The organism is Chitinimonas prasina, assembly GCF_030160395.1.
GTDB classification, from domain to species: Bacteria; Pseudomonadota; Gammaproteobacteria; order Burkholderiales; family Chitinimonadaceae; genus Chitinimonas; species Chitinimonas prasina.
Window position 1 is genome coordinate 706246 of the sequence record NZ_BSOG01000002.1, and the last position, 23284, is coordinate 729529.

Below are 23284 nucleotides of genomic sequence, written 5' to 3' on the forward strand. Positions count from 1 at the left end.
AGGGAAGTAGCGGCGACCGTGCCGGATGCGCTAATACCCGGCACGGTCTGGTACCCACACACCGATAAGCTACATGTGCATGCTAATATCTTTCAATTGACTCTCAAGAATTCTATGTTCGCGTCGTATTTCAACAGCATCCACACAGAACTGCTCTGCAGAATAGGGCTCAAGATACAGATTCAGGAGGCGCTCATTGTCACCCAAGGCGTTCTGCGCGACTCTTTTTATTAAGTATCTCGTGCATGGATCAAGGGGGCTAAAAGACAAATGCTTTAGTAGGTTATATTTGCATACTTTCTCGTCAAAATCCCGCCCCCAGTAAGAATCATAATTTAAAAGCAGCAGATAGAACTCCGCCTGGGACATTTGCGAGCGGACCATGCTGCTATAGAATTTTTTTTCCGAAGCCTCACCCCATACGTCAACACTATCAATGTGCTTGTATAGTTGAAACAAACTTCTAAAATATGGCCCGAGGCATTTTTGAACGTATGAATCCAGTATATGTTCAGTGCACTTGATAAATTTATCCTGAGGCATATAAGAAACTTGGTATAAATTGCGCATGGCACCAATGACACATTTGACCAGGGCGGCATTACCACTTGAAGTATCGTAAAAAATCTTATCCTTTACATCACGATGTAGCTCCAATAGCTTGAATAATGTTTCTTCCGCTCGTTCACGCTGCCTAAATATTTCATCAGAATGTCGCTCTTCATTGGCCTTCCTCAGCTGCATATTCTGCAGCCAGAAAGTTGCCCCGGCCGCAATAAACAGCAACGAGGACATCAGCGAATTGAATATTCCGAAAGAATCACCCAACTGCCCGAGCTGCGATATTTCAATTGCTGCTTTTTGCTCGGCGCTAGCTGGGCTTACAGTCGCTCCGACTTGAGAAGTGGGGCCCAAATACCTCTGGCCAAAATGAAGGGCAATGCTCGGGGCAGATGCCCAGCCTATTAGCACGATCGCGATCAAGGAAGCATACCAATGTGATTTTAAAATCCGGAACGCCCAAGGAAATGCCCCCTCAACTATAGTATTAACCCGCACTACCCACGCATCATCCACCCCATTCCTCCTTGCATTGGTTGTCTCACTCGCAACTGCAACTTTTTTTTGTTCTTGCTCAATCATTAGTCAACCTTTAGATAGCTTTACGGTTATGACAGGTTCGTGTTTGTTTGGACAATCTGCACAACGATTCTAGCGCGCCAACCACACAGCCGCACGCCACCATGGGCAACCCCCATCACCGCGCGCGCATATGTCCACCACCAACCTCAAACTCCAAGTCCTGATGGCCGGTGCCGACAAGTTGTCGGCCCCCATCCGCCGTATCCGTGGCGAAACCGTCGCCACCGCCACCACCGTCAAGAAGCTACGCGGCGAGGTGTCCGAACTCAACGCCAAGCAGCGGCAGATAGACGGCTACCGCAAGACCGCCGAGCAAACCGCCAAGACCGGCCACGCCGTGAAGGCAGCCCAAGAGCGCATCGCCCAACTGAGCCAGGAAATGGCCAAGGCCACCACCCCCAGCCGGCAGCTACAGAAAGCCCTGGAAGGCGCCAAGCGGGAAGCCAGCGACCTGACCAAGCAGCATCATGAATTGATCGCCAAGCAACAGCGCATGCGCACCGCATTGGCCGCCAGCGGTATCGAGACACGCAAGCTCGGCGAGCACCAACGCCGGCTCAAAACCGACACCGCCGAAGCCGTGCGCGCCCTGGCCGCCGAAGAACAGAAACTTACCCAGATCAACGCCAAGCTGCGGCAGCAGCACGCCATACGCGCCAAATTCAACAACGGCATGAACGCCCGCAACCAGATCGGCGGCGCTGGCGCATCCATGCTGGTCGGCGGCGCAGCGGTCGGCGCCCCCATCGTCGGCATGATCAAGAACTATGCAGACTTTGAGACCGCCATGCTGGGTGTGGCCAAGCAGGTAGACGAAGCCAGAAAGGACACTGGCGAGCTTAGCGACACCTATTACGAGATGGCCCGTGCCATCCAAGCCATGTCCGAAGTACCCGGCAGCAAGTCCGCCATCGAGCTGGCCGCCTTGGTTGAAGCCGCCGCCCGCAATGGCATCAAAGGCAAAGCCAACTTGCTCGCCTTCGCCGCCACAGCCAACACCAGCGCCGTCGCCTTCGACATGGCAGCAGAGGAAATCGGCGACAGCCTGTCCAAGATTTCCAACCTCTACAAGCTACCCATCGCGAACATCGAGGAGCTTGGGGACACCATCAACTGGCTCGACGACAAAACCCATTCCAAGGGCGCCGACATTATCGACGTCATGCAGCGCATTGCGGGTATGGCCGACAAGCTCGACTACCGCAATGCCGCAGCCTTGGGCAGTACCTTCCTCACCCTGGGGGCAAGCGCCGAGGTGGCCGCCAGCGCCAGCGAAGCCATGGTGCGCGAGCTGACCAACGCCACCATACAGCCCAAGCGCTTTCAGGATGGCTTGGCAGCGCTCAAGCTGAACGCAAAAGACGTCCAGAAAGGCATGGCGAAAGACGCCACTAACACCATCCTGCGTGTGCTGGACGCCATCCAGCTGCTACCCGCCGAGCTACAAACCAACGTCACCACCCAGCTATTCGGCAAAGAATACGGTGACGACGCCGCCAAGCTGGCCAACAACCTCAAGGAGTACCGCAAGCAGATCGATCTAGTGCACAGCGCCAAGGCGCGCGGCTCGATGAAGAAAGAAGCCAGCGCCCAGGCCGACACCCTCAACGCCAGGTGGGCGGCCATCAAAAACCGCACCTTCAACACAGGCGCCAACCTGGGCAAGACCCTCAAGCCCGAGCTGATCGAGCTGATGGGCTACACCAACCGCCTACTCGGCGGCATCAACGCCTGGGTACGCGCCAACCCCGCCCTGGCCGGCACCCTCATGAAAGTCGGCGCCGCCCTCGCCGTGCTGCTGGTCGCCATGGGCGGCATCACCCTGGCCCTTGCCGCTTTCATGGGGCCGATGCTGATAGTCCGGGCAGGCATGGCCATGATGGGCGTGCATGTGGGCGGCGCAGTCGGCCTGCTCAGCAAGCTGGGTGGCGTGCTGGGCATGCTCGGCAAAGCCATGATGTGGCTGGGCCGTATCTTCCTACTCAACCCCATCGGGCTGGTGGTCACCGCCATCGCCCTGGCCGCCTACCTGATCTGGAAGCATTGGGACGTCATCGGCCCCAAGTTCGCCGCACTGTGGGCCGGCATCAAACGTGTGTTCGCCACCGCACTGAGCGCCATCACCAACTTCATCATGAACTGGACGGTGGTCGGCTTTATCGTCGATCACTGGCAAGACCTCAAAGCCATCACCCTCGCCGTCTGGGCACTGATCAAGCGCGGCATTACCGCCATCGCCAACGGCCTCACCAGCTACTTTATGAACTGGACGCTCTACGGCGTCATCGCCCGCCACTGGGACACCATCAGCGGCACCGCCAGCCGCGCCTGGCAGGCCATCAAAGGCCACGCCATCGGCGCCGGCCAGGCCATACAGGGCTATTTCCTCAACTGGACGCTACTCGGACTGTTCGTGCGCGAATGGGGCCGTATAACCGGCTACCTGGCCAGCCTGCGCACCGTCATGGCCTCGCTTGGCGGCATGCTGGTCGATGGCATCGTCAACGGCTTTGTCGGCGGCCTGCACAAGCTCAAGGCAGCCATCAATGGCGCCGGTGAAAGCATGATCCTCACCCTCAAGCAGAAGCTCGGCATCCGCAGCCCCAGCCGCGTCTTTGCAGCCCTGGGCGGCCATACCGTGGATGGCCTAACGGTAGGCATCAACAAGGCCCAGCACGGCCCCCTGGATGCCATGGCCCGCATCACCAAGCAGCTCACCCGCCCAATCGGCGCCGCCGTCGCCCTGGGCGCCAGCGCCATGGCACCGGCCAGCACCCTCAACATCGACAAGCGCCCCACGCTGGCCAGCCAGGCCGCGCCAGCGCGATCCATCGTCATAGAGGCCATCAACGTCCACGCCGCCCCCGGCATGGACGCCCAAGCCCTGTCCCGCATGGTCGCCGAGGAAGTCGCCAAAGCCCTGCGCAAAGCCACGGCCACAAGCACCCGCTCGCGGCTGCATGACAAAGATTAAGGAAGCCCCATGATCGCACTCGGACTGTTCGTATTCGACCTCACCACCGCACCGCCCCAAGAGATTCAACACCAAGCCGCATGGCGCCACCCCGGCGCCGCGCGGGTAGGCCTGCGCCCCGCTCACCAGTACCTGGGGCCAGACGACGAACTACTGAATCTATCGGGCGTCCTGTACCCCGAAATCACCGGGGGAGAAGTCACCCTCGACGAACTCAAACAAATGGGCGACCAAGGCAAGGCATGGCCCCTGCTCACCGCAGACGGCTACCTGCAAGGCCTGTTTGTCATTGAATCGCTCGAAGCCACCCGCTCCCTGTTCTGGCCCGATGGCAGCGCCCGCCGTATCGAATTCCGCCTCGCCCTCAAGCGCGTGGACGATGATCGCGTGGATCTGATCGGAAAGGCCACAGCATGACCCCCCGCGCGCCCGCATTTCGCCTGGCCATCGATAGCCAGGACATCACCGCCAAGGTAGAACGCCGAGTCGAATCCATCACCCTCACCGACAACCGCGGCTTCGACGCCGACCAGGTCGAAATCGTCTTGCTAGACCATGACGGCAAGCTCGACATCCCCACACGCGGCGCCAAGCTCACCCTCGCGCTCGGCTACGCAGGTGAACCCCTGATCGACAAAGGCACATTTGTGGTCGACGACATCGAGCACCAGGGCGCCCCCGACAAGCTCATCCTCCGCGCCAGCTCCGCCGATCTGCGCGCCGGCCTGAGCGACAAGAAGGAGCGCAGCTGGCACCGCCAGACCATGGGCGCCATTGTCCGCACCATCGCCAAAGAAGCCGGCCTGCAGCCCGCCATCACTGCCGACCTGGCCAAGCAGCCTATCGCCCACATAGACCAGACCAGCGAAAGCGACATTAACCTGCTATCCCGCCTCGCCGCCATGTTCGACGCCGTCGCCACCGTCAAAGCCGGCCGCCTGCTGTTCATCAAAGCCGGCGCCGCCCAAACCGCCAGCGGCCAGCCCCTGGCCGCCGTCACCATCACCCGCCAGGACGGCGACAGCCACCACTTTACCGTGGGTGACCGCGAAGCCTACACCAGCGTGCAAGCCCACTACCAAGACACCAAAGGCGCCCACAAAGGCACCATCACCTGGCCAGACAAACCCAAGCGCAAGAAGGGCGACAAACGCACCACCAACAGCACCGACAGCGTCAAAACCCTACGCCACACCTACGCCAACAGCGCCAACGCCAAACGCGCCGCCAAAAGCGAGTGGGAGCGCATCCAACGCGGCATGGCCACATTCAGCCTCACCCTGGCTCACGCCCGCCCGGAGTTGTTCCCCGAGCTGCCCGCCACCGTTCAAGGCTTCAAATCTGCGATAGACGCACTACCATGGATTGTGACAAAGGCAACACATAGGCTGGCGGATGGGTTCACAACCGAAGTGGAACTTGAAGTTGCGGCCGAAGCACTGACATGATGGCAGGGCACCCAAGCGGTGCTCACTTAAAAACAAGAAGTAAATTGGGAGGAAGTATGAAAGTAACGACCATTGCCGTTGCACTGGCGGTAACGTGTGGCCTTGCACAAGCAAATGAGGCACAGACACAAGTGCCAGCCATCCAAGCTGCACAGCTACCCATGCTGCCCATGGCCTCTGGACTGCCCACAGGACACGGCCCTGCCGAAACCGGCACCCCACCAGTAGTCGGTGCCATCAACGGCCCTATGCAGCCAAAGGCCTGGGGCGAAATTCGCATCCTAGGCCCATCAACTTCATGGGTGTATACCCCCTATTACGCTCAACTGACCGTATCAGACTTGTGGAGCATAGGCTGGACATCCTCATTCGGCTGGCAAGCACTGCGCGATCCAAGCGGCAATGTCTGGCTTGCCCGTACTAGTGGGTTGTACATCGACTATGCCATTCCACTGCCGCGTCTTTACTAACACGATGTCTTTAGCACGAAGTGCAGACAAAGTGAAACATACTGCGCCGTATTACTCACCTTTAAGGTTAACGCAATTCAAGCGTAAGCAAATGAATTACGGTTGCACTTCGATGACTTATAAAAGGAATATGATCATCGCCTTACAATCCAGCGAGTGATAGAGCATTGAAGCATGACAGCGGAAGCCGTCAAAAATTCACTGAGACTGTCACCAATGAGCGCCGCCCAGCAGCTCCAATCGGTGGCGCACAATATTATAACCGTCCAAAGCCATGAACCACAACGAGCATATCAGTCAGACTTTCGAAGAACTAGTGCGAAAAATCCTAGAGGTGAACAGTTTTTCTGTCCAAACACCCGAGTCAAAGACATTAGACTTCCTCGCGGATTACAACAATGAGAAGTGGGCCATCGAAGTTAAGTACTACCGAACAGCTCGAGCCCAGATTCCATTGATTGAGTCCGCCGCCACCAAGTTAATCGTTGAATGCGAAAAATTAGGTGCAACTAGAGGAATACTCGTAGCTTCCTGTTACATCCCACTGGCAGCCCGCATAGAACTAGAAGGTCGTTATAAAATAGCATTTGCTGATAGGACAGACCTAGAAATATGGGCATCAAAGGATCCAGATTTACTAGATAAGCTGGCCGCGTATTTGAACGAAGACCCCATACCTGGGGCTGAAGAACATGGGCGGAACTTTGGGGACGTTATTTCTCTAACCAATCAGCCTCCCAGCCCATCGACACCCGTTATCACTAAGGGAGCAGACCTGTGCAAGGAGTTGAGGGAGTTGCAAGCAGGAAAGAACACATGGTCAAAATATGAAGATATCTGCGATCGCATTCTTCACTACTTATTTCCCAACAACCTTCATGGGTGGCACAAACAATTAAGCACGGAAGGTAAACATAGTAGATTCGACTACGTGTGTCGCATTAAACCATCTACGGAATTTTGGCAGTTCTTACTCGACAACCTAAACTCGAGATACATAACTTTTGAATTCAAGAATTACACGGAAAAGATAAAACAGGGTCAAGTACTGACGACGGAGAAATACTTGCTAGAAAAAGCCTTACGTCGCGTCGCGATAATCATTACTCGCAAAGGCGCAGATGAAGGTGCCAATGCAATGATTCAAGGTGCTATGCGCGAGCACGGAAAACTCATACTGGTCATCGAAGACAATCACGTTTGCGAAATGCTACATATGAAGGACAGAGGTGATGACCCTTCTGACCTGCTGTTCGATATCGCTGATTATTTCTTACTTACCCTCCCACGCTGAGTGGGGCAGCCCTGCATTAAGGGCGAACTGCGAAAAAGACAGCATCAAGGGAAACGTCTGCTAGTTCATAGCAGTCAAAACAGTGTATGGCAAGGTGGTCAGTAAGCCAGGTCCAAGCAGCCATGTTGGAAGTACTTGGAAAGCATCCCCCATTTTGATGATGTGTGGCACACAACACCGAGATAGACTTACACCAACTGCGCAAAAGCGGTTCAGTCATCCCGATTTCACATTTGGCATCGCAGAACACACTACCCTACCTCGAAAATGTCCAAGTTAATCATCACGGTAGGCATTTCAATTGCCTCGCAAGATGCTAAGAACGAGAGCTTTCGCTCTCGCGCCTCACTACTTGACTGGGACATTATCCTCTTTCGGCCACACATCAGCGAGTTTTTGGTGGACCAAACGGGTCAGTATCAAGGCAAGCCTAGCCTAAATGACTCGTCGTCGTTTCAACTGAAGGAAGCTTGCGAACATTGGCGTCGCGAAATCATACAGGCTGTGGAATCGGGAAAGACTGTATTTGTGTATCTTCCAGAGGTCCAAGAGGTCTATATCGATACAGGTAAACGCAATTACTCCGGAACGGGGCACAATCGGGCGACAACTAGGATAGTTGAGCGATATACAAACTATGCAGCACTACCAAATGACCTAAAACCCGTAAATGCTACTGGCTCTGCGATGAAGCTAGCTCCACTCGGTGCCGATATTCTTGCTCCCTATTGGGCTGAGTTTGGCTCTGTGTCGGAGTACAAGGTACGGCTCACCGCGGAGTCTATTTGCCCTAGTATTTTGACCAAGAACGGCGATATGGCAGTGGCGACGATCCAACGTAGCAAGATGTCTTCAGGGGCGCTTGTGCTCCTTCCCGACATAGATTTCTATCCTGAGACGTTTATAGGGCGTAAGGGAGAACCCTGGACGCCGGCCGCAAAGAGATTCGCTGCAAAACTCATTAGCTGCGTTGTTGCGCTCGACAAGGCACTTCACTCAACTGCAGAGGTGACCCCGGAGCCAGATTGGGCATCTGACCCGTCGTTCGTTCTCGAACCTGAACGTGTGCTTCGCTCTGAGCTTCTTGACGTTGAGCGAAAGGTTGAGGAGGCACAACGAAGGCTAGAAGAGACTCAAGCCTCACTACGTGATGCTGGTCAGTTGCGAGCACTGCTTTACGAAAAGGGAAAGCCGCTGGAGCACGCTATCGTCGGTGCGCTCTCAAGACTTGGATTCTCTGCCGCACCATACAAGGACGCTCAGTCAGAGTTCGATGTAGTTTTCCAATCAACTGAAGGGCGACTGCTTGGCGAAGCTGAAGGGAAAGACTCCAAGGCAATCAACGTAGACAAGCTGAGACAACTGTCGATGAACATTCACGAAGACCTTCAGCGCGAAGAAGTAACGAAACCGGCAAAAGGTGTCCTCTTTGGCAATGGATTTCGACTGAGTAGCCCTAACAACAGGGGACCTCAGTTCACGGAAAAGTGCATAAGCGCCGCAGTGTCATCCTCCACTGCACTAGTTCCAACTAGCGAACTCTTCAGGGCTATACAGTACCTTGCTGCACAACCAGATGATGGCTACGCATCGGAATGTCGAGCGGCGATTATCAACGGTGTCGGCGTTGTGGAACTACCGGCCACACCATATTTTGAGGCGCAAGAAGCGGAAGCGGCAGAGCGGTGATGCCTATAAGTTCCGCCTTACAGGTCGAATCCTGTTCGGGAACCGCGCGAATTGTTAGTAAGGGGTGCTTAGCCACAAAGTGCCAGATACCAAGAACCTATCACCAGTTGCTACCAGCTCTAACGATTACCCGCTGTAGGTACGACGCCCTAAATCGCCCCCAGCCCGCCTACCGCGCCGTCTCCATTTGACGTGAAATCAAGCCGCCCGGAACAATCCTATCCCCCAGATGGAGGATGGCATCAGTAGCTGTGTGGCACTACGCTTGCCACACCGCCAAACGGCGCAACAACAAAAAGGAGGGCTGAATGGCCTACGAGGGAAAGGATTTTGCAGCATGTAGTGCAATCGATCGGCGTTCGATGCAAAAGGCAGCAGAGCAACTTCTGGGTGTGGCAACCGGGTTGATTGCCGACAGCTCCATCAACGACAAGGAAATTTTGTTCCTGCAGACCTGGTTATTCGATCATCCAGAGCTGTGTCACCGCTGGCCGGGCCGGCCAATTGCAGATCGCATCCGAGCAATCCTCTCGGACGGCATCATCACCGATGCAGAGCGGACGGACATGCTGGAGCTGCTGCGCGGTATTTGTGGCTACCAGTTCGATGAGACAGGCACCGGGGAACCAAGTGTTGCGGCTATACCTTACGACGATGATCCATCAGTATGGATTGAGGGATACACGTTCTGCCTTACAGGTCGCTTCCTGTTCGGTAACCGAGCCGATTGCGAGCGAGCGGTGCTCAGTCGCGGTGGCTTCATAGCCGACAGTGTGACTACAAAGCTAGACTATTTGGTGGTGGGTTCGATGGTGGAGCCAACCTGGGCGAACACGACTTATGGAAGAAAGATCGAAAAAGCGCTGGATTACAACGACAAAGGGCATGGTATCGCCATAGTGCCAGAGAAGGATTGGCACGCCGCGCTGTTCCTGTAAGAGGTTCAGTAAGTACGGAGCGACAGGCGCAACGCACCGTATGGAAGACACGTATCGAGCGCCAAACAAAAGCCCCGCAACCGTGGGGCTTGCTACTTTCCAGGCTACTTAAATCGCCCCTAGCGCCCCATGCCGCGCAGCAATCATCGCAGCCTGCAGATAGCTGCCCGCTCCGATCTTCTCAGTAGCGTGCCGTAGTATACGGCGCGCATCGGCGAAGGACACATTTAGCTGCTCAGATACCTGATACTCAGTGTAGCCATGGGCAAACACCCATTTCAGCGCCTCCAGCTCCCTCGCGGTCAGGTCATGTTCAATAAGGCTTTGGATATCGAAGATGGACGCGACCGTTCCGGCCAGCACCTCTGAAAACGTCACCAACTCGCTTATCAGCATGGCTTCTTGCTCGGGCGTCCCGTCGAACGGCACATCCCTGTCCATGCTCATCATCATGCGCCGTTTACCGCCCAAGCAGGCGAGCCGGGCAACCCCGTTATGGATGCCCACGGAATTCCCCAGCTCCCACAGATCCCCGGCACCTGCCTGGGCATAGGTGTCACTTGTCCACAGAATCGTCTTGCTTTCCTTGGTGGCAACAATCGCCGCTGCTACTGGATCGCGGCATACAACTGCCGTGGAGTCCCAGGTGCGTGTGGGCATGTTGTCTACCCAGAATGGTTTGCTAGACAGGGATGGATTGACATACCCGAGCATAAAACTACGAAAGCCCAGCGCGCTCGCCATGGCGGCGACCTGGTCAGCAAGATTGTCCGCATGCCTGATATGGCCTAGCGAGTCGCGCAGTGCAGTCATATTGGTATTAGATGGCTGGATTAATGATCGGCTGTGGCTGATCTGACTTCGTGCTCAGCGCAGCAGCTTGTGGTGCCGCTTGCTGCTCTTTCGCCTGCGCCTCAGCCGGCGCAGCCAATGGTGTAACAGCGGTCAGCAAGTTGATAACGGTGGCAATGATGATCTCAATCATGGTTTCCCCTCAGGATAGTTAGGTGTCAAACAAGCCGACGCGCCATTGTCAGCACGTCGGGCAGCATGATAGAGCAAAAATAGTACCCCTCTATCAGCTGGGGTTCGGCTGGCGTTTCACACAACACCAGCGCTGGAATGTACTGTCCAGTCACCCCACGGACACCTAGTACAAATGAGGGCCAGTCCGGCAAGGCCTCATGCACCACCAGCAAGTTCGGTGGCAAGGCAAACCGGTCTACTACGCCATCATCAATCGGGCCTCCCCAGAACTTGAGCTGATCCCAAAGCGCATGCGCGCTCTCGTATGCCTCCCGAGTTGGGCATCGCTGAAGCTCACCCATCAACAGCTCAAACTCGCGTGCAACCGCCCTGGCTGGTTGCCCAGACAGCGACTTGAACAAGGCCGCCGAATCGGCATACGCATGGACATGCCCCAACTGCCCCATATAACCACCCAGATGCTGCGCCAGGCTTGCGGCATAGTCCTGCATACCTGGCAGACAGATCGCAATACGTGCGGTTGAATACCGCTGGGTGCACTGCATGTCCACGTAGTAGGCAACGTGGGCCGTTGCGCGCGGCCCGCGATTGCACGCCTCAAGCCGCCAATACCGTCCTTTGCTGGGCCGGCAAACAAGGCCAAAGGGCTTGTCGGCAGGCTGCGGTAGCTTCGATACCCACGCCCGGCAGATATACTCGCAGCCCTCAAACGACATGACGCAATCCACCATCTGCGTGCCTTCGAGCGTCGGCTCTAGCAGTACAGCAGGCGGCACATCAAACGCCTCGCATATGGCCATCACATCGGTAACGCTGCGTATGCCTTCATCGCGCCACCGGTAGACCTTACTACGGTGGACTTGCAACTTGGTGGCCAACTTACGGGCTTGGCTCGCCGGGTCCGATTCCTCGCTGTGCAACAGCGAGACCACGCGCGCATAGATCGCAGCCGGGTCGGGCAGCGGGGCCAGCTGCTCACTGAAAGCAATGCAGTGCCGTTCGAATACGTTGTGCTTCGAGACATCAGAAGCAACGCCGCACAGTTCCTCAAGCAGATCCATGGAGTAGGCTTATTCGCTGGTGGTTTTCTTGCCTACGCGTGCTGCATCTACAGCACTCATGGTTCGAGAGAGAATCCGCAGATTCTCGGTGACAGTCCGCACCGGGCCAGCAATCGGAGCCAGTGCGTGGTCACGGCTTACCAGCTCCAGAGTGTGGATACAGTCTTCAACGCGCTGGCGATTGGCAGCGTCTACTACGTCGCCAGCAACGGCCTGAAAATCAGAAATTACTTTCACTTGGATAACCCCCCGAGTTGTTGCTCTGTCTTATTGGGGGGCATCCTAACCACGCGCAACCATGCTGGGTAGCTGGCACCTGTCCGTTTTTCGGACACCTAACAGCTAGCTAACAGATAAACGTCAACTAGCCACCGGTTTTGGTGCGTGACTTGGTGGGCGCGCGCGGACGCTTTACTTCAGCCGCCTGTGCCTGGTCGATGGCGCTGAGTAGGTTTTCGTTCACCATGTCGTCGATGGCGGTATCTGCAGCTGCGCGCCTTGGGTTTGTCGCGGGTACTGGTGAAAGTGCAGGCTTCTGATGCTGCGCAAGCATGTGGATCGGGTTCATCAGCTTCGTTAAATCCGCAAGGACTTGAACGGCCTGCGCGTCGAGTGGGCGTACATGGTGCAGGTGCAACCAAGCCTCAACGAGCGACCCAAGTTCATCAGGAATCGACACCGCCGAGTACCCGGCTTCCTCTACCAAGCCGCGCTTGCCCGTGAGCACGAAAAGCACATCGACCCCAGTCGCATCAATAGCCCGCAATTGCGCGGCATTGGGTTCTGCCGTACCCAATATCCAATTGTTGAAGGTGCGGAGCGACACGCCTACGGCTTCAGACATCTGCAGATCAAGTATGCCGAGTCGCGAACATTCCATCGCCAATCGCAAGCCTAGGCTATCAGCTTCGGGTGTGCGCTCAGGCTGAGCCGACAGTGCGGGACGCTTATCCGTACGCGCACCCAGCACAAGGAATGAAAGATCAAAGCCCATGGAAGCCAATGTGCTTAATGCCTCAACGCTTGGCTCCGCGCGACCACGTTCATATGCCCCGTAGGCATTTGCCGTGATTCCAACCCTATCTGCCAGATCCTTCTGCGTGAGACCCAGGCGCTCTCGCTCGCTCCGTAGCCTCTCAGCAAAATCAGTCATTTGCGCCTCACAGACACAGTTTTTTCAACTTCCACTTGAAATGTGAAAATTAGTTTGGTTAAATTAAGTCACTTAAACGATGAAGGTGAAAAAATATGGATATCGGCAAGGTTCCAACACCATCTCGCCGCCGTCGCCGCCGTCGCTCACCAACCGGGTGCAACTCCAGCCCAGTCGCCTTGCGCTTCTTCCCCCTAGAGCGGGAAGACCTCGATCAGCTTGCCGAGCAACTTGGAGCAACGCCGGCAACCATCGCCCGCGAGTGCGTTTTGAAGTGCTACCCGGAGCTTGGCAAGCGTGCGTAAATCCTATTCCCTCCAGCCGTCATTAGGCACTTGCCAGCGCGTGGCCTCGCCCCGCTGGCGTCTTTTCTTCCGTCTGTTTGGTGCCGGTCACCAAACCGACATCACCACAGCGCTTGGCGCCCTGCTTGCCATGGAAACCATTGTCGCCAAAGCCACCGCGCCAGTGCTGTCAAAAGTTACATTTTTCAACCTTTTGGCAATTTTCGCCCGCAAAGTAACACATTGGAAGGTTCTCGCAATGGCCTTTGATTGCCCTCACTGCGGTGGTGTCGCCAAGACCCGCACCAGCCGTCGCATGTCCACCGTCACCCGCGAGTCCTATTACCAGTGCGAAAACCTGAGCTGCGGTCACACCTTCAAGGTATTGGCCCAGATCGTCTACACGGTCGTGCAAAGCGCCAACCCTAATCCCCAGGTGGCCATGGCGCTGCGCTACTGCCCCCGCAAGGTAGCGCCCCCCGAGCAATACGAGCTGACGCCCAGCACCTAACCCAACCCCGTACTAACCGCCCCGCCTACAGCGGCCATTTTTTGGCCGCATAGGCCCCGGCTTGCCCAAAGAAACGTAATGCCCGGCCACCCAAGCCAGGAAGGAGACCCAGATGAACACCGCCATGTTGCTCGCCGCCCGCTTCAACGGCCCGACCGTACCGCTCGAATCCATCTCCGAAGAATTCCTTGGCATCGAGCGCAAGAAGGCACTCGAACTGGCCAGGCTTGGAACGCTGCCCTTCCCTGCCACACGGCTGGGCAGGACGCAGAACGCCCCCTGGCTGGTGCATGTGGATGACTTGGGCAAAGCCCTGGATGACGCATTCAAAGAGGCCCGCGCGGCCTGCACGCTCTGAGTCCACCAAGAAAAACAAAGGAGGAAACACGATGCACAACCACACCGCCGCCCTCGTCAACGCTGCCCACGCGGTACTGGCACAGCTCGATAACGGCGAACTGTTCGTCCACTGCGAGCCCGCCATCAGCAACAACGTCGCCGCGCTCGATGCGCTGGCCCTGGCCGTATCTGCCACCGACAGCGCACCGACGGCCCAAGCGGCCCTGCCCGCCCTGCGCGCCTCCCTGGAGCACCACTTCAACCAGTCGGTTTACATCCCCCTGGATGGCAACGTCGCGCGCTGCTCCCTGGCCAGCATCAAGGTATTGCTGACCGCACAAGGTGAACAGGTGGTCTACATCGTCGCCGTTCCCGTCACACGCGAGCTGTGTAGATACATCGAAGTCGATGCCATCTACAGCAGCGCCGCTGATGCCTTTGCAGCGATGGTGGGGTGAGCCATGGACATCAACTACCTCTACGGCCTGCTGATCGTCGTCGCAATCGTGTCCGTCCTGGCCGACGCCTGGGCGCGCAAGGAAGGGGGCGACCAATGATCGCCGCCCACTCCACCGCCGAACTGGCGGCCTCCCTTGCCGTATTCGCCGACAACCTGTCACTGGCCCTCGAAAACGCCATTGGCCGGGGCGAGATAGACCCCGACAACCTGCATCCCATCGTCAAGGCCTCCCAGGCGCTTACCCAGGCCGCCACGCAAGCCCGCGCTGCGGGCGCCCACCTGCTCACCGTCAGGGGTTAGCCATGCACTACCACGCGTCCGCCCACCGTGCCGCCATCCGCGCCAACCTCGCCAGCCTGTTAGATCGCCTGGAGTGCAGCGACGCCGCACAACGTAGCGCGCAACTGGCCAAGGCCACGAAGCCCGCCGCGCCGGCCTCTGCGCCGCCGTTCTTGGCGCGCGGCACGGTGCCCATGGGCGCGGTGGCCGTAGACGGCAACAAGCTCATGTCCCGCGCCCAATACAGCAGCGCCGATGAAGCCGTTGCGATCGCTTACGAGATAGACGGGCTGCTGGTCGAGCTGCAAACCCGCGTGGCCAAAATGGCAACGGTCGGCATGGAGATAGACCCGCAGGCCTTTACCGGCAATCTGCGCGGCGGCCTGGGTTTTCTGGCATCCGAGCTACGCCGCGTGCTGGAGCAACACCAGTACGCCGCCGAACGCCTCGCCCCCACGCTGGCGCGCTCCACTGGCTTCGGTGGCGCGCAATGACCTTCGATTTTCGGTACTGCCTGGACGAAGACGACGAAAACTACATCCCGTCGCCTGACTTCTCGCCCGAGACTGACGAAGAATGGCTGGCGGCAAACCGCCCCTACCAGTACAGCGCCGAGGGCGCCCGCGAGCGTAGCCACCAGCTTCAGGCTATCCCGCAGGCCGATTGGCCCGCCCTGCAATGGGCCGACGAAGCCACGGTGGCCAACCACGCCGAGCAATACCGCGACCAGCTACCCGGCGCCGTGCAGTTGCAGAGCCTGGACCACCTCACCCGCGAGCTGATCGGCAAGGAATCCACCAGCCTCACCAGCATCGTCGACCTGGGCAATCTGGGCGCCGACACCGCCCGCCAGCTGCACGGCTGGGTAGACCCCGAGTACACCGCCGAGCTGGTGGCCGAACGCTACGACATACGCCTGCCCCCCCCTGGGCAGGGTGGCGTTACCGTCGAAGGCAACGGCCAGCGCTTGGAGTCGGCCAAGGTCTGGCGCCGTAATTTCATGCGCCAGCACCTGCAATCGCTTGAGTACGCCCGCATCGCAGCCGGCCAGGTGCGCCGTGGCCGTCAACCGGTAGTGTCCGCCTCGACAAGCGGCTATTTCGCCACCCGCTGGAAGCAATCCGAACAGGCCCTACGCAGCGCCGTCGCCCTGAGCGATGCCGGCGACGAAGTGTCGCTGTTCGAGTTGCAGCAAACGAGCGTCAGCAATCCCCGCGTCCGGTTCGCCGAGCTGATCACCCGCGCACGCGGCTTCGAGCTGATCGCCGAAGAGCTGGGCCACGTTGCCGTGTTCGTCACGCCGACCTGCCCCGGCTACATGCACCCTTCCAAATCGGTGCCCATCAAGCGCGCCAAGGGGCAGAAGGCCTACCGCCAGGTGCAAAACCCCGCCTGGGTCGAAGCCGGCAAGCCCACGCCCAAGATGGCAAACGACTACCTGGCCAAGCTGTGGGCCAAAGTCCGCGCCGCCGCTGCCCGCCGTGGCCTGCGTGTGTATGGCCTACGCGTTGCCGAACCCCACGCCGACGCCTGCCCGCACTGGCACATGCTGCTATGGGGCGAACCCCATGAACTGGCCATGTTCATCGCCCTGTTCAACAACTACGCCTGCCGCGAGGCCTGGGACGAACTGTTCGACCTCAAGCTGCGCAAAGATGGCGAACTCGACGTAGTCAACCATACCGTCTGGCACCACGACAAAGACGTACCTAAGGGCCGCGACCCGGTGTGGCGCAAGAAGCCGGCCAGCACCGTGCGTTTCGACGTCAAACAGATGCAGCCCGCCAAGATCACCGAAGACGGCCGCCGCGTAGGTGGTGCCGTGGGCTACCTCACCAAATACCTAACCAAGAACCTCGACGGTCGCACCGAGCAAAAGCGCGAAGACGGCGAACACCTCGCCATGGGCGACAACCACGAAACCGGCACCGACACCGTCACCGGCGCCCAGCTCGCCCGCGCCTGGGCCAGTCTCTGGCGTATCCGCCAGTTTCAGTTCTACGGCGGCCCAGCCGTCACCCTCTGGCGCGAGCTGCGCAAGCTGAAAGGCGCCGAGCAAGACAGTGTCTGGCTCGACTGGGCGGTACACGCCGCCGACCAAGGCGACTGGGCCACCTTCTGCAAGCTGCTAGGCGGCCCGCTAGCCAAGCGCAAGGACATGCCCATCAAGCTGGCCAAAGAGGATCAGCCAGAGAAAACCAACTGCTACGGCGAAGCCGCCTGCGCCGTGGTCAAGGGTGTCGAAGCCTCCGACCAAACCGCCATCACCCGCACCAAGTCGTGGCGCGTTGAGTGGCGGCCGCAGGCAGCCACCGAAGGCACGGCCACCAGCCGGGCCGCCAGGGTGGGGCGCAGCCACACCCACCTTGGACTTGTGCCACTAACTGTACGCGCCACCCCCAACGAAGAACCACCGACCCGCGCGTTTCACTTCCGAATGCTCACCCAGGAAGAAGCAAACGAGCCGGCGCCCTGGGATGTGCCGGCATCCACCGCCGATATCGACGGGGATGAAACCCCGCCCGACTGGCATGCGCTGGCCAGCACCGCTGATTCCGACGATGCCAGATCCGTTTTTGACGATGCAGGCCTGCCGCCCTGGGCCACATCCGTCCCCGACTGGCTCCAAACCTACCCAGCCACCCACGCCGAGGCCCGCCGCCATGCCTGATCTCGCCCGCCTAACCCCCTGGGCGCACGCCCTGCTGTCCGCCTGCGCCTTCTTCGCCTTGCAAGCCCTTATCCAGCTCATTGAAAGGTAGCCGTAGCCATGAACCACGAACGCCTAGACCAGATCGACCAAGCCAACGAAATAGCCCAGGCCCGCCTGGATAGCCTGCTGGCCGCCCAACGCGCCACCGTCCGCCAGGTCGGCACGGCAGAGTGCCAGGACTGCGGCGAAGACATCCCCACCGCTCGCCGCGCAGCCTACCCAGCCGCAACCCGCTGCATCGCCTGCCAGTGCCGCCAAGAAACCCGCAGGAAACAAGGGGTGGTGGCATGAGCATCGAAAACAACTCGCTATTTCTCACGGCCGACGAGGTCGCCGAGCTGACCGGCATTCGCAACGGACGTAATAAGCGCTCCCGGGTCCAGCTACAGGCTGACTGGCTTCGCGCCAACCTTATCCAGCACGTCGTCAACGCCCGTGGCGCCCCCATTGTCTTTCGGGCGCAGTTCATTGCACACAAGGTAGCCACGCCAACAACAGAACCCACCAGGTGGGTTCCGAATATCACAAGGAAAGCATAATGGGACGCAAGCCACACTTGGCAGGCAGCATTACCCGCCTGCGACTGCGAAAGCGCGGTAAGAAGGTTTACTACTACTACGACCAGGGTGGTCGACCACGCAAGGAAATCTCCCTTGGCAGCGACTATGCGCTAGCCCTTCGCAAATATGCCGAGCTCGAGCAATCTCGCGTCGCTGACACCCAAATATCACAGGTACTGACGTTCAAATATGTGGGCGACCTCTACATGAAGGAGGTAGTACCCACCAAGGCGCCGGCCACGCAGCGGGATAACGAGCGCGAGTATCAACAGCTACTCCTCTTCTTCAACAACCCACCAGCACCGCTCGAAGCCATCGAACCAATGCACATCAAGATGTACCTGCGCCAGCGCACAGGAAAGTCACGTGCCAACCGCGAAAAGGCGCTCTTGTCCCATATGTGGAACTGGGCGCGGGAGTGTGGCTACACAAAGCTCGCGAATCCCTGTTCCGGCATCAAAGGCAACAAGGAAAAGGGCCGCGACGTCTACATCGAAGACGACCTTTATCGACTGGTATATGAACACGCTAGTGATGGCCTACGCGACGCAATGGATCTCGCCTACCTGGCTGCACAACGCGTCAGCGACACGCTACGGATGGACATTCGGCATATCCGAGACGGTTACTTAGAAGTGGCCCAGGCGAAAACAGCCGCCAAGCGGAGAATTGAAGTAACAGGCGAGCTAGCAGCACTGCTAGACAGGATTGCAGCGCGCAAAGCTGGGCTGCGTTATTACACAAACAGGCTGGTAGTGAATGAGGCAGGTCAAGCGCTGACCTACAGCATGCTGCGAAAGCGGTTTGATGACGCCCGGGAAGCAGCCGGCGTGGCAAAGCAGGATTTCCAGATACGCGACCTTCGCGCCAAGGGTGCCACAGACAAGGCCGACAGCGAGGAAGACATCCGACAAGCGCAACGCTTGCTGGGCCACACATCAGTCGCAATGACGGAGAAGTACACCCGGAACCGACGCGGAACCAAGATCACACCAACGAAGTAATTGCGGAACAGTGCCGGAAATTGCGGAAGAAAATAAAAAGGCCTTCATCGCTGAAAGCCTTCTTAAATAAGCTGGTGCCCGGGGTCGGACTCGAACCGACACGCCTCGCGGCGGGGGATTTTGAGTCCCCTGCGTCTACCATTTCACCACCCGGGCAGGTCATGAAGGCGCGGATTATGGCCGAGCCTGGCGCTGCGGTCAATCACCCTTTAGCTGCAAGGCCCGCTCGTACAGCGCGTTGCGGTTGCCGCCGGTGATCTCGGCCGCCAGCTTCACTGCCTGCTTCATGGGCAACTCCCGCACCAGGGGGGCCAGCACGCTATCAAAGCTGGCGGCATCATCTGCAGCCTGCTCAGGTGCAGCCTCCACCAACACCACCAGCTCACCGCGCTGCTGGTTACTGTCTGCCGCCACCCAGCTTGCCAGTTCCGCCAATGGGGCGCGCCGTAGGGTCTCGAAGGTCTTGGTGAGCTCACGGCACACCACGGCTACCCTGTCTGGGCCAAATACCTCGGCCATGTCGACCAAGCTTTCGGCGATACGGTGTGGCGCCTCAAAAAAAGCGATGGTGTGCGGCAAGGCCTTGAGGGTCTCGAATTCCTTGCGGCGCGCACCTGATTTGGGCTCGGGAAAGCCATGGAACTGGAACCGGGGCGATTGCATGCCAGCACCGGCCAACGCAGCCAGCAGGGCCGATGCGCCCGGTATGGGCACAACCTTGTAGCCAGCGGCATGCACGGCAGCCACCAGGCGGGCGCCGGGGTCGCTGACGGCGGGGGTGCCGGCGTCCGATACCTGGGCCACGGCCTGGCCTTCTGCCAGCCGGGCGATCAGCTTCTCGGCGGCTTCACGTTCATTGTGTTCACGCAGCGACATCATGCGGGTATCGATGCCAAAATGTTTCAACAGTTGCCCGGTCACCCGGGTGTCCTCGGCGGCGATCAGATCGGCACCGGCCAAAATGGCCTGCGCGCGCGGCGTTAGATCACGCAAGTTCCCGATGGGCGTAGCCACCACATATAATGCGGGACGATCTATCGGATACGGCTCCTCATGCACGGTATTGCTCACCTTGAAGTGAATAGCGCCCCAGTGGCGCTGCCTGCCACCCTTGCTGTGTTGCAAGAGACCAGGCGGGATGAAAAACGCCCGCTAGGCTCAGGCAGCCACGGGCACAGGCTGCCCAGCCTGCATAGGCTGATATTGGCAACAGCGGCACTACTCTACCTTGCCACCCCAGCCCCTGCCAGCGCCGAGGAGCCTGCGCCTGCCCCGCCGGTAGCCGAGGCAGATGCGCCCGGCCCCCATATTGCGCTGATATTGCCAACGGATTCAAAGCAGTTGGCGGCACCTGCCGATATTGTCCGGCAGGGTGTGATGGCGGCAGAAGCCCGCCTGGGCGATGACAACACCCCCAAGGTCAGGCTCTATCCCACCGGCGCAGGTGACGAGGAAGGCATACTGGCCTACCGCCAGGCGGCCATTCGCGGGGCCGTAGGTGTCATCGGCCCGCTTACCCGTGGCGCCATTGCCAAGCTGGCAGCCTTTGGCAAACTGGATGTGCCGGTACTGGCACTCAACACCCTGGACGAGACAATTACGCCGCCGACCAATCTGTTTGCGCTGGGCTTATCGATTGAGGCGGAAACCCGCCAGATCGCCCGCAATATGCAGCGCGACGGCCGCAAGATGCCAGTGCTGATCGAGACGGAAGGCCTGCTGGCCAAGCGTATGCGCGAGGCGTTTACCGCCGAATGGCAGCTGCTTACCGGCAAGGCGCCCGATGTGATTGCCCTGGGTACGGACAAGGATGCGGTCTGGAAGCTCAAGGAAACCGTGGCAGCCCTGCGGGCCGACGCCCTGTTCATGGCGGCAGACCAGAAGAAGGCTCGCCTGATTCGCCCCTATATCGGCACAGAGCGCCCCATCTATGCCACCTCGCAGGTCTGGAGCGGCAAGTTTGGCAAGCAGGCCGGTGCCAATGTCGATCTGCTGGGCGTGAAGTTTGTGGACATGCCCTGGCTGCTGGAACCCTACCAGCCCGATGTGCTGGCCTACAAGCAGGCCGACAAGCCACTGGGGCCCGATATGCAGCGCCTGTATGCGCTGGGGATAGATGCCTACCGGCTCAGCCTGCTGCTGCTGGTTTCGGCCCCAGGTGCCGCCATCGAGGTTCAGGGTGTCAGCGGTGTACTCAAGCTCTCGGCCAACCGCCAGTTCAGCCGCGAGCTGATGAGTGGCGAAGTAGGCGGCCAGCCGCGCACCCCTGCCCCACCCAAGCTGGAAGTACCACCCGAACCAGCCCCTTCGCCTGAAGAGGGCATCACGGCCACGACCCAGCCAGCAGAATAATGGCCACGCCCACGCCGGCCCAGCACAAAGGCGCCGCCGCTGAAGCGCTGGCGGCGAACTTTCTGGCCGCCCGGCGGGTCAGCATCGTGGCGCGCAACTGGCGCTGCCGCATGGGCGAGATCGATTTGATCTGCCACGACGGCAGTACCCTGGTGTTTGTCGAGGTGCGCAGCCGTGCCAGCGGCCGTTTCGGCTCGGCAGCCGACAGCATCACTGCCCGCAAGCAGGCCCGGCTGGTGGCGGCTGCCCAGCACTATCTCGCCACCCTCAAGCGCGTTCCGCCCTGCCGCTTCGACGCCATACTGATCGATGGCGAAGCTGAGCCCCAATGGCTCAAGCACATCATCGAGCTCTAACCCCCGCAATACCGTAGCGAAAGATTCCCCGATATGGATTTGATAGACCGCGTCAACCAGCACTTCCTCGACAGCATCGCCACGCTGGAAGACGCTCGTGAGCTGCTCTCGGCCCCTGTGGCTGTAGCCGCCGAGCGCATGGTGGCGGCACTGATGGCCGATCACAAGATTCTGGCCTGCGGCAACGGTGGCTCGGCTGCCGATGCCCAGCACTTTGCGGCCGAAATGGTAGGCCGCTTCGAGAAGGAGCGCCCCGGTCTGGCTGCTTTCTCGCTCACCACCGATACCTCGGCCATCACCGCCATCGCAAATGATTACGATTACGACCTGGTGTTCTCCAAGCAGGTCCGCGCACTGGGCCAACCGGGCGATGTGCTGCTGGCCATCACCACCTCGGGTAATTCGGTCAATGTGATAGAAGCAGTGCACGCCGCGCACGAGCGGCAAATGACGGTGATTGCGCTGACTGGCAAGGATGGTGGCAAGATGACCGAACTGATGACCGGCGACGATATCCAACTCAACGTCCCCAGCATGCGTACTGCACGCGTGCAGGAAGTCCACGCCCTGCTGATCCACAGCCTGTGCGATGCCATAGACTGCATACTGCTAGACGGAGAATAAGCCCCATGACCAAGCGACTGACCGCCCTGACGATAGCCCTGCTGGCCACCAGCCAGCTGACCGCCTGTTTCCCGCTGGTGGTAGCGGGTGCCGCCACCGGCGTGGCTGTCTCGCAAGATCGCCGCCCCACCTCGGTCATCTGGAACGACCAACAGATACAAGGCCGGATTGCTGATCGCATCGCGGCCAAGTTCGGCACGCTCAGTCACGTCAACATCACCAGCTACAACCGCAGCGTGCTGTTGACCGGCGAAGTACCCGACGACACCACCCGCGCCGAGGTGGAAAAGATGGCCCGCGAGACCCAGGACGTCAAACAGGTCTACAACGAGATCGCCGTGATGCTGCCATCCAGTATCACCTCCCGTGGCTCGGACACCGCGCTGACCACCAAGGTCAAGGCCCGCATGATGGATGCCAAGCGCTTCTCGCCCATGCACGTCAAGGTTATCAGCGAGCGCAAGCAGGTGTTCCTGATGGGTTCGGTCAAGCAGCAGGAAGCCCGCGACGCAGCCGACATCGCCAGCCAGACTGCCGGTGTGGAGAAGGTTGTCACCCTGTTCGAATACATCGATTAAGCGCCGCCAACAACACCCTTCTTGGGCTGATGTGCAAGCTTGCCATACCCGCATACGGCCTGCAGCG

General features: G+C 59.0%; 27 protein-coding genes and 1 tRNA gene. 20 read left to right on the forward strand and 8 right to left on the reverse strand.

The window, feature by feature from the left end:
* Positions 1-69: 69 nt before the first annotated feature.
* Positions 70-1143, reverse strand: coding sequence for a putative phage abortive infection protein (locus QQK16_RS10355; RefSeq protein WP_284196384.1), 1074 nt, complete (start codon positions 1141-1143; stop codon positions 70-72).
* Between the two features lie 130 nt (positions 1144-1273).
* On the opposite strand from QQK16_RS10355, the gene QQK16_RS10360 reads away from it, so the two are divergent.
* From QQK16_RS10360 to QQK16_RS10390, 7 genes are all read left to right on the forward strand, one after another.
* Positions 1274-4117, forward strand: a complete 2844-nt coding sequence (locus QQK16_RS10360; protein ID WP_284196385.1) for a phage tail tape measure protein — start codon at positions 1274-1276, stop codon at positions 4115-4117.
* A gap of 9 nt (positions 4118-4126) precedes the next feature.
* On the forward strand, positions 4127-4534 hold the full coding sequence (locus QQK16_RS10365) for a phage tail protein (RefSeq protein WP_284196386.1): 408 nt from the start codon (positions 4127-4129) through the stop codon (positions 4532-4534).
* Positions 4531-5565: a phage late control D family protein gene (locus QQK16_RS10370; RefSeq protein ID WP_284196387.1), complete on the forward strand. Its 1035-nt coding sequence runs from the start codon at positions 4531-4533 to the stop codon at positions 5563-5565. Before QQK16_RS10365 ends, QQK16_RS10370 begins: the two co-directional genes overlap by 4 nt.
* Positions 5562-6035 carry a hypothetical protein gene (locus QQK16_RS10375; RefSeq protein WP_284196388.1) on the forward strand — a complete coding sequence of 158 codons (474 nt, stop codon included), beginning with the start codon at positions 5562-5564 and terminating at the stop codon, positions 6033-6035. The genes QQK16_RS10370 and QQK16_RS10375 overlap by 4 nt, the downstream gene beginning before the upstream one ends.
* 274 nt (positions 6036-6309) lie before the next feature.
* Positions 6310-7329, forward strand: a complete 1020-nt coding sequence (locus QQK16_RS10380; RefSeq protein ID WP_284196389.1) for a hypothetical protein — start codon at positions 6310-6312, stop codon at positions 7327-7329.
* Positions 7330-7596: 267 nt separating this feature from the next.
* Entirely contained in the window at positions 7597-9018 is a 1422-nt protein-coding gene (locus tag QQK16_RS10385) for a hypothetical protein (RefSeq protein WP_284196390.1), read from the forward strand.
* A gap of 308 nt (positions 9019-9326) precedes the next feature.
* The gene (locus QQK16_RS10390; protein ID WP_284196391.1) at positions 9327-9956 is read left to right on the forward strand and encodes a BRCT domain-containing protein; all 630 of its coding nucleotides are present in this window, start codon (positions 9327-9329) and stop codon (positions 9954-9956) included.
* Positions 9957-10064: 108 nt separating this feature from the next.
* On the opposite strand, the gene QQK16_RS10395 is transcribed toward QQK16_RS10390, so the two are convergent.
* The 5 genes from QQK16_RS10395 to QQK16_RS10415 all read right to left on the reverse strand — a co-directional run bounded on the left by QQK16_RS10395 (position 10065) and on the right by QQK16_RS10415 (position 13157).
* Complete coding sequence (locus QQK16_RS10395) at positions 10065-10769, reverse strand: helix-turn-helix transcriptional regulator (RefSeq protein WP_284196392.1); 705 nt, start codon at positions 10767-10769, stop codon at positions 10065-10067.
* Positions 10770-10776: 7 nt separating this feature from the next.
* The gene (locus QQK16_RS10400) at positions 10777-10941 is read right to left on the reverse strand and encodes a hypothetical protein (protein WP_284196393.1); all 165 of its coding nucleotides are present in this window, start codon (positions 10939-10941) and stop codon (positions 10777-10779) included.
* 25 nt (positions 10942-10966) lie between these two features.
* Positions 10967-12004, reverse strand: a complete 1038-nt coding sequence (locus QQK16_RS10405; protein ID WP_284196394.1) for a helix-turn-helix domain-containing protein — start codon at positions 12002-12004, stop codon at positions 10967-10969.
* Positions 12005-12013: 9 nt separating this feature from the next.
* Complete coding sequence (locus tag QQK16_RS10410; protein WP_284196395.1) at positions 12014-12241, reverse strand: hypothetical protein; 228 nt, start codon at positions 12239-12241, stop codon at positions 12014-12016.
* Between the two features lie 127 nt (positions 12242-12368).
* A complete protein-coding gene (locus QQK16_RS10415; protein ID WP_284196396.1) occupies positions 12369-13157 on the reverse strand; it encodes a helix-turn-helix domain-containing protein in 789 nt (262 codons plus the stop codon).
* A 297-nt stretch (positions 13158-13454) separates the two neighbouring features.
* On the opposite strand from QQK16_RS10415, the gene QQK16_RS10420 reads away from it, so the two are divergent.
* From QQK16_RS10420 to QQK16_RS10460, 9 genes are all read left to right on the forward strand, one after another.
* On the forward strand, positions 13455-13952 hold the full coding sequence (locus QQK16_RS10420) for an ogr/Delta-like zinc finger family protein (protein WP_284196397.1): 498 nt from the start codon (positions 13455-13457) through the stop codon (positions 13950-13952).
* A gap of 112 nt (positions 13953-14064) precedes the next feature.
* Positions 14065-14310 (forward strand): pyocin activator PrtN family protein, encoded by a 246-nt coding sequence (locus QQK16_RS10425; protein ID WP_284196398.1) that lies wholly within the window; start codon positions 14065-14067, stop codon positions 14308-14310.
* A gap of 31 nt (positions 14311-14341) precedes the next feature.
* Positions 14342-14749, forward strand: coding sequence for a hypothetical protein (locus QQK16_RS10430; RefSeq protein ID WP_284196399.1), 408 nt, complete (start codon positions 14342-14344; stop codon positions 14747-14749).
* A gap of 95 nt (positions 14750-14844) precedes the next feature.
* Positions 14845-15051: a hypothetical protein gene (locus tag QQK16_RS10435; RefSeq protein WP_284196400.1), complete on the forward strand. Its 207-nt coding sequence runs from the start codon at positions 14845-14847 to the stop codon at positions 15049-15051.
* 2 nt (positions 15052-15053) lie between these two features.
* Positions 15054-15524, forward strand: a complete 471-nt coding sequence (locus QQK16_RS10440; RefSeq protein WP_284196401.1) for a hypothetical protein — start codon at positions 15054-15056, stop codon at positions 15522-15524.
* Positions 15521-17701, forward strand: a complete 2181-nt coding sequence (locus QQK16_RS10445; protein WP_284196402.1) for a replication endonuclease — start codon at positions 15521-15523, stop codon at positions 17699-17701. Before QQK16_RS10440 ends, QQK16_RS10445 begins: the two co-directional genes overlap by 4 nt.
* 99 nt (positions 17702-17800) lie before the next feature.
* Positions 17801-18034, forward strand: coding sequence for a TraR/DksA family transcriptional regulator (locus QQK16_RS10450; RefSeq protein ID WP_284196403.1), 234 nt, complete (start codon positions 17801-17803; stop codon positions 18032-18034).
* Entirely contained in the window at positions 18031-18282 is a 252-nt protein-coding gene (locus tag QQK16_RS10455; RefSeq protein ID WP_284196404.1) for a DUF4224 domain-containing protein, read from the forward strand. Before QQK16_RS10450 ends, QQK16_RS10455 begins: the two co-directional genes overlap by 4 nt.
* Positions 18282-19307, forward strand: a complete 1026-nt coding sequence (locus tag QQK16_RS10460; RefSeq protein ID WP_284196405.1) for a tyrosine-type recombinase/integrase — start codon at positions 18282-18284, stop codon at positions 19305-19307. Before QQK16_RS10455 ends, QQK16_RS10460 begins: the two co-directional genes overlap by 1 nt.
* Positions 19308-19379: 72 nt before the next feature.
* Here the strand turns inward: QQK16_RS10460 and QQK16_RS10465 are convergent.
* Positions 19380-19463: transfer RNA gene (locus QQK16_RS10465), tRNA-Leu, on the reverse strand.
* Between the two features lie 42 nt (positions 19464-19505).
* A complete protein-coding gene (gene rsmI / locus QQK16_RS10470; RefSeq protein ID WP_284196406.1) occupies positions 19506-20366 on the reverse strand; it encodes a 16S rRNA (cytidine(1402)-2'-O)-methyltransferase in 861 nt (286 codons plus the stop codon).
* On the opposite strand from rsmI, the gene QQK16_RS10475 reads away from it, so the two are divergent.
* The 4 genes from QQK16_RS10475 to QQK16_RS10490 are packed head-to-tail and all read left to right on the forward strand — an operon-like array spanning position 20361 to position 23217.
* Positions 20361-21659, forward strand: coding sequence for a penicillin-binding protein activator (locus QQK16_RS10475; RefSeq protein WP_284196407.1), 1299 nt, complete (start codon positions 20361-20363; stop codon positions 21657-21659). The genes rsmI and QQK16_RS10475 overlap by 6 nt on opposite strands.
* Entirely contained in the window at positions 21659-22015 is a 357-nt protein-coding gene (locus QQK16_RS10480) for a YraN family protein (RefSeq protein ID WP_284196408.1), read from the forward strand. The genes QQK16_RS10475 and QQK16_RS10480 overlap by 1 nt, the downstream gene beginning before the upstream one ends.
* A gap of 33 nt (positions 22016-22048) precedes the next feature.
* Positions 22049-22639: a phosphoheptose isomerase gene (locus tag QQK16_RS10485; RefSeq protein ID WP_284196409.1), complete on the forward strand. Its 591-nt coding sequence runs from the start codon at positions 22049-22051 to the stop codon at positions 22637-22639.
* 5 nt (positions 22640-22644) lie between these two features.
* Positions 22645-23217, forward strand: a complete 573-nt coding sequence (locus tag QQK16_RS10490) for a BON domain-containing protein (protein WP_284196410.1) — start codon at positions 22645-22647, stop codon at positions 23215-23217.
* Positions 23218-23284: the final 67 nt, after the last annotated feature.

Coding starts and splice junctions, on each gene's coding strand:
- QQK16_RS10435 (WP_284196400.1), top strand. CDS start 14,845: ATGATCGCCGCCCACTCCACCGCCGAACTGGCGGCCTCCCTTGCCGTA.
- QQK16_RS10355 (WP_284196384.1), bottom strand. CDS start 1,143: ATGATTGAGCAAGAACAAAAAAAAGTTGCAGTTGCGAGTGAGACAACC.
- QQK16_RS10380 (WP_284196389.1), top strand. CDS start 6,310: ATGAACCACAACGAGCATATCAGTCAGACTTTCGAAGAACTAGTGCGA.
- QQK16_RS10440 (WP_284196401.1), top strand. CDS start 15,054: ATGCACTACCACGCGTCCGCCCACCGTGCCGCCATCCGCGCCAACCTC.
- QQK16_RS10370 (WP_284196387.1), top strand. CDS start 4,531: ATGACCCCCCGCGCGCCCGCATTTCGCCTGGCCATCGATAGCCAGGAC.
- QQK16_RS10385 (WP_284196390.1), top strand. CDS start 7,597: ATGTCCAAGTTAATCATCACGGTAGGCATTTCAATTGCCTCGCAAGAT.
- QQK16_RS10475 (WP_284196407.1), top strand. CDS start 20,361: ATGCACGGTATTGCTCACCTTGAAGTGAATAGCGCCCCAGTGGCGCTG.
- QQK16_RS10395 (WP_284196392.1), bottom strand. CDS start 10,769: ATGACTGCACTGCGCGACTCGCTAGGCCATATCAGGCATGCGGACAAT.
- QQK16_RS10360 (WP_284196385.1), top strand. CDS start 1,274: ATGTCCACCACCAACCTCAAACTCCAAGTCCTGATGGCCGGTGCCGAC.
- QQK16_RS10365 (WP_284196386.1), top strand. CDS start 4,127: ATGATCGCACTCGGACTGTTCGTATTCGACCTCACCACCGCACCGCCC.
- QQK16_RS10485 (WP_284196409.1), top strand. CDS start 22,049: ATGGATTTGATAGACCGCGTCAACCAGCACTTCCTCGACAGCATCGCC.
- QQK16_RS10490 (WP_284196410.1), top strand. CDS start 22,645: ATGACCAAGCGACTGACCGCCCTGACGATAGCCCTGCTGGCCACCAGC.
- QQK16_RS10390 (WP_284196391.1), top strand. CDS start 9,327: ATGGCCTACGAGGGAAAGGATTTTGCAGCATGTAGTGCAATCGATCGG.
- QQK16_RS10445 (WP_284196402.1), top strand. CDS start 15,521: ATGACCTTCGATTTTCGGTACTGCCTGGACGAAGACGACGAAAACTAC.
- QQK16_RS10400 (WP_284196393.1), bottom strand. CDS start 10,941: ATGATTGAGATCATCATTGCCACCGTTATCAACTTGCTGACCGCTGTT.
- QQK16_RS10480 (WP_284196408.1), top strand. CDS start 21,659: ATGGCCACGCCCACGCCGGCCCAGCACAAAGGCGCCGCCGCTGAAGCG.
- QQK16_RS10415 (WP_284196396.1), bottom strand. CDS start 13,157: ATGACTGATTTTGCTGAGAGGCTACGGAGCGAGCGAGAGCGCCTGGGT.
- QQK16_RS10450 (WP_284196403.1), top strand. CDS start 17,801: ATGAACCACGAACGCCTAGACCAGATCGACCAAGCCAACGAAATAGCC.
- QQK16_RS10460 (WP_284196405.1), top strand. CDS start 18,282: ATGGGACGCAAGCCACACTTGGCAGGCAGCATTACCCGCCTGCGACTG.
- QQK16_RS10405 (WP_284196394.1), bottom strand. CDS start 12,004: ATGGATCTGCTTGAGGAACTGTGCGGCGTTGCTTCTGATGTCTCGAAG.
- QQK16_RS10455 (WP_284196404.1), top strand. CDS start 18,031: ATGAGCATCGAAAACAACTCGCTATTTCTCACGGCCGACGAGGTCGCC.
- QQK16_RS10375 (WP_284196388.1), top strand. CDS start 5,562: ATGATGGCAGGGCACCCAAGCGGTGCTCACTTAAAAACAAGAAGTAAA.
- QQK16_RS10425 (WP_284196398.1), top strand. CDS start 14,065: ATGAACACCGCCATGTTGCTCGCCGCCCGCTTCAACGGCCCGACCGTA.
- QQK16_RS10430 (WP_284196399.1), top strand. CDS start 14,342: ATGCACAACCACACCGCCGCCCTCGTCAACGCTGCCCACGCGGTACTG.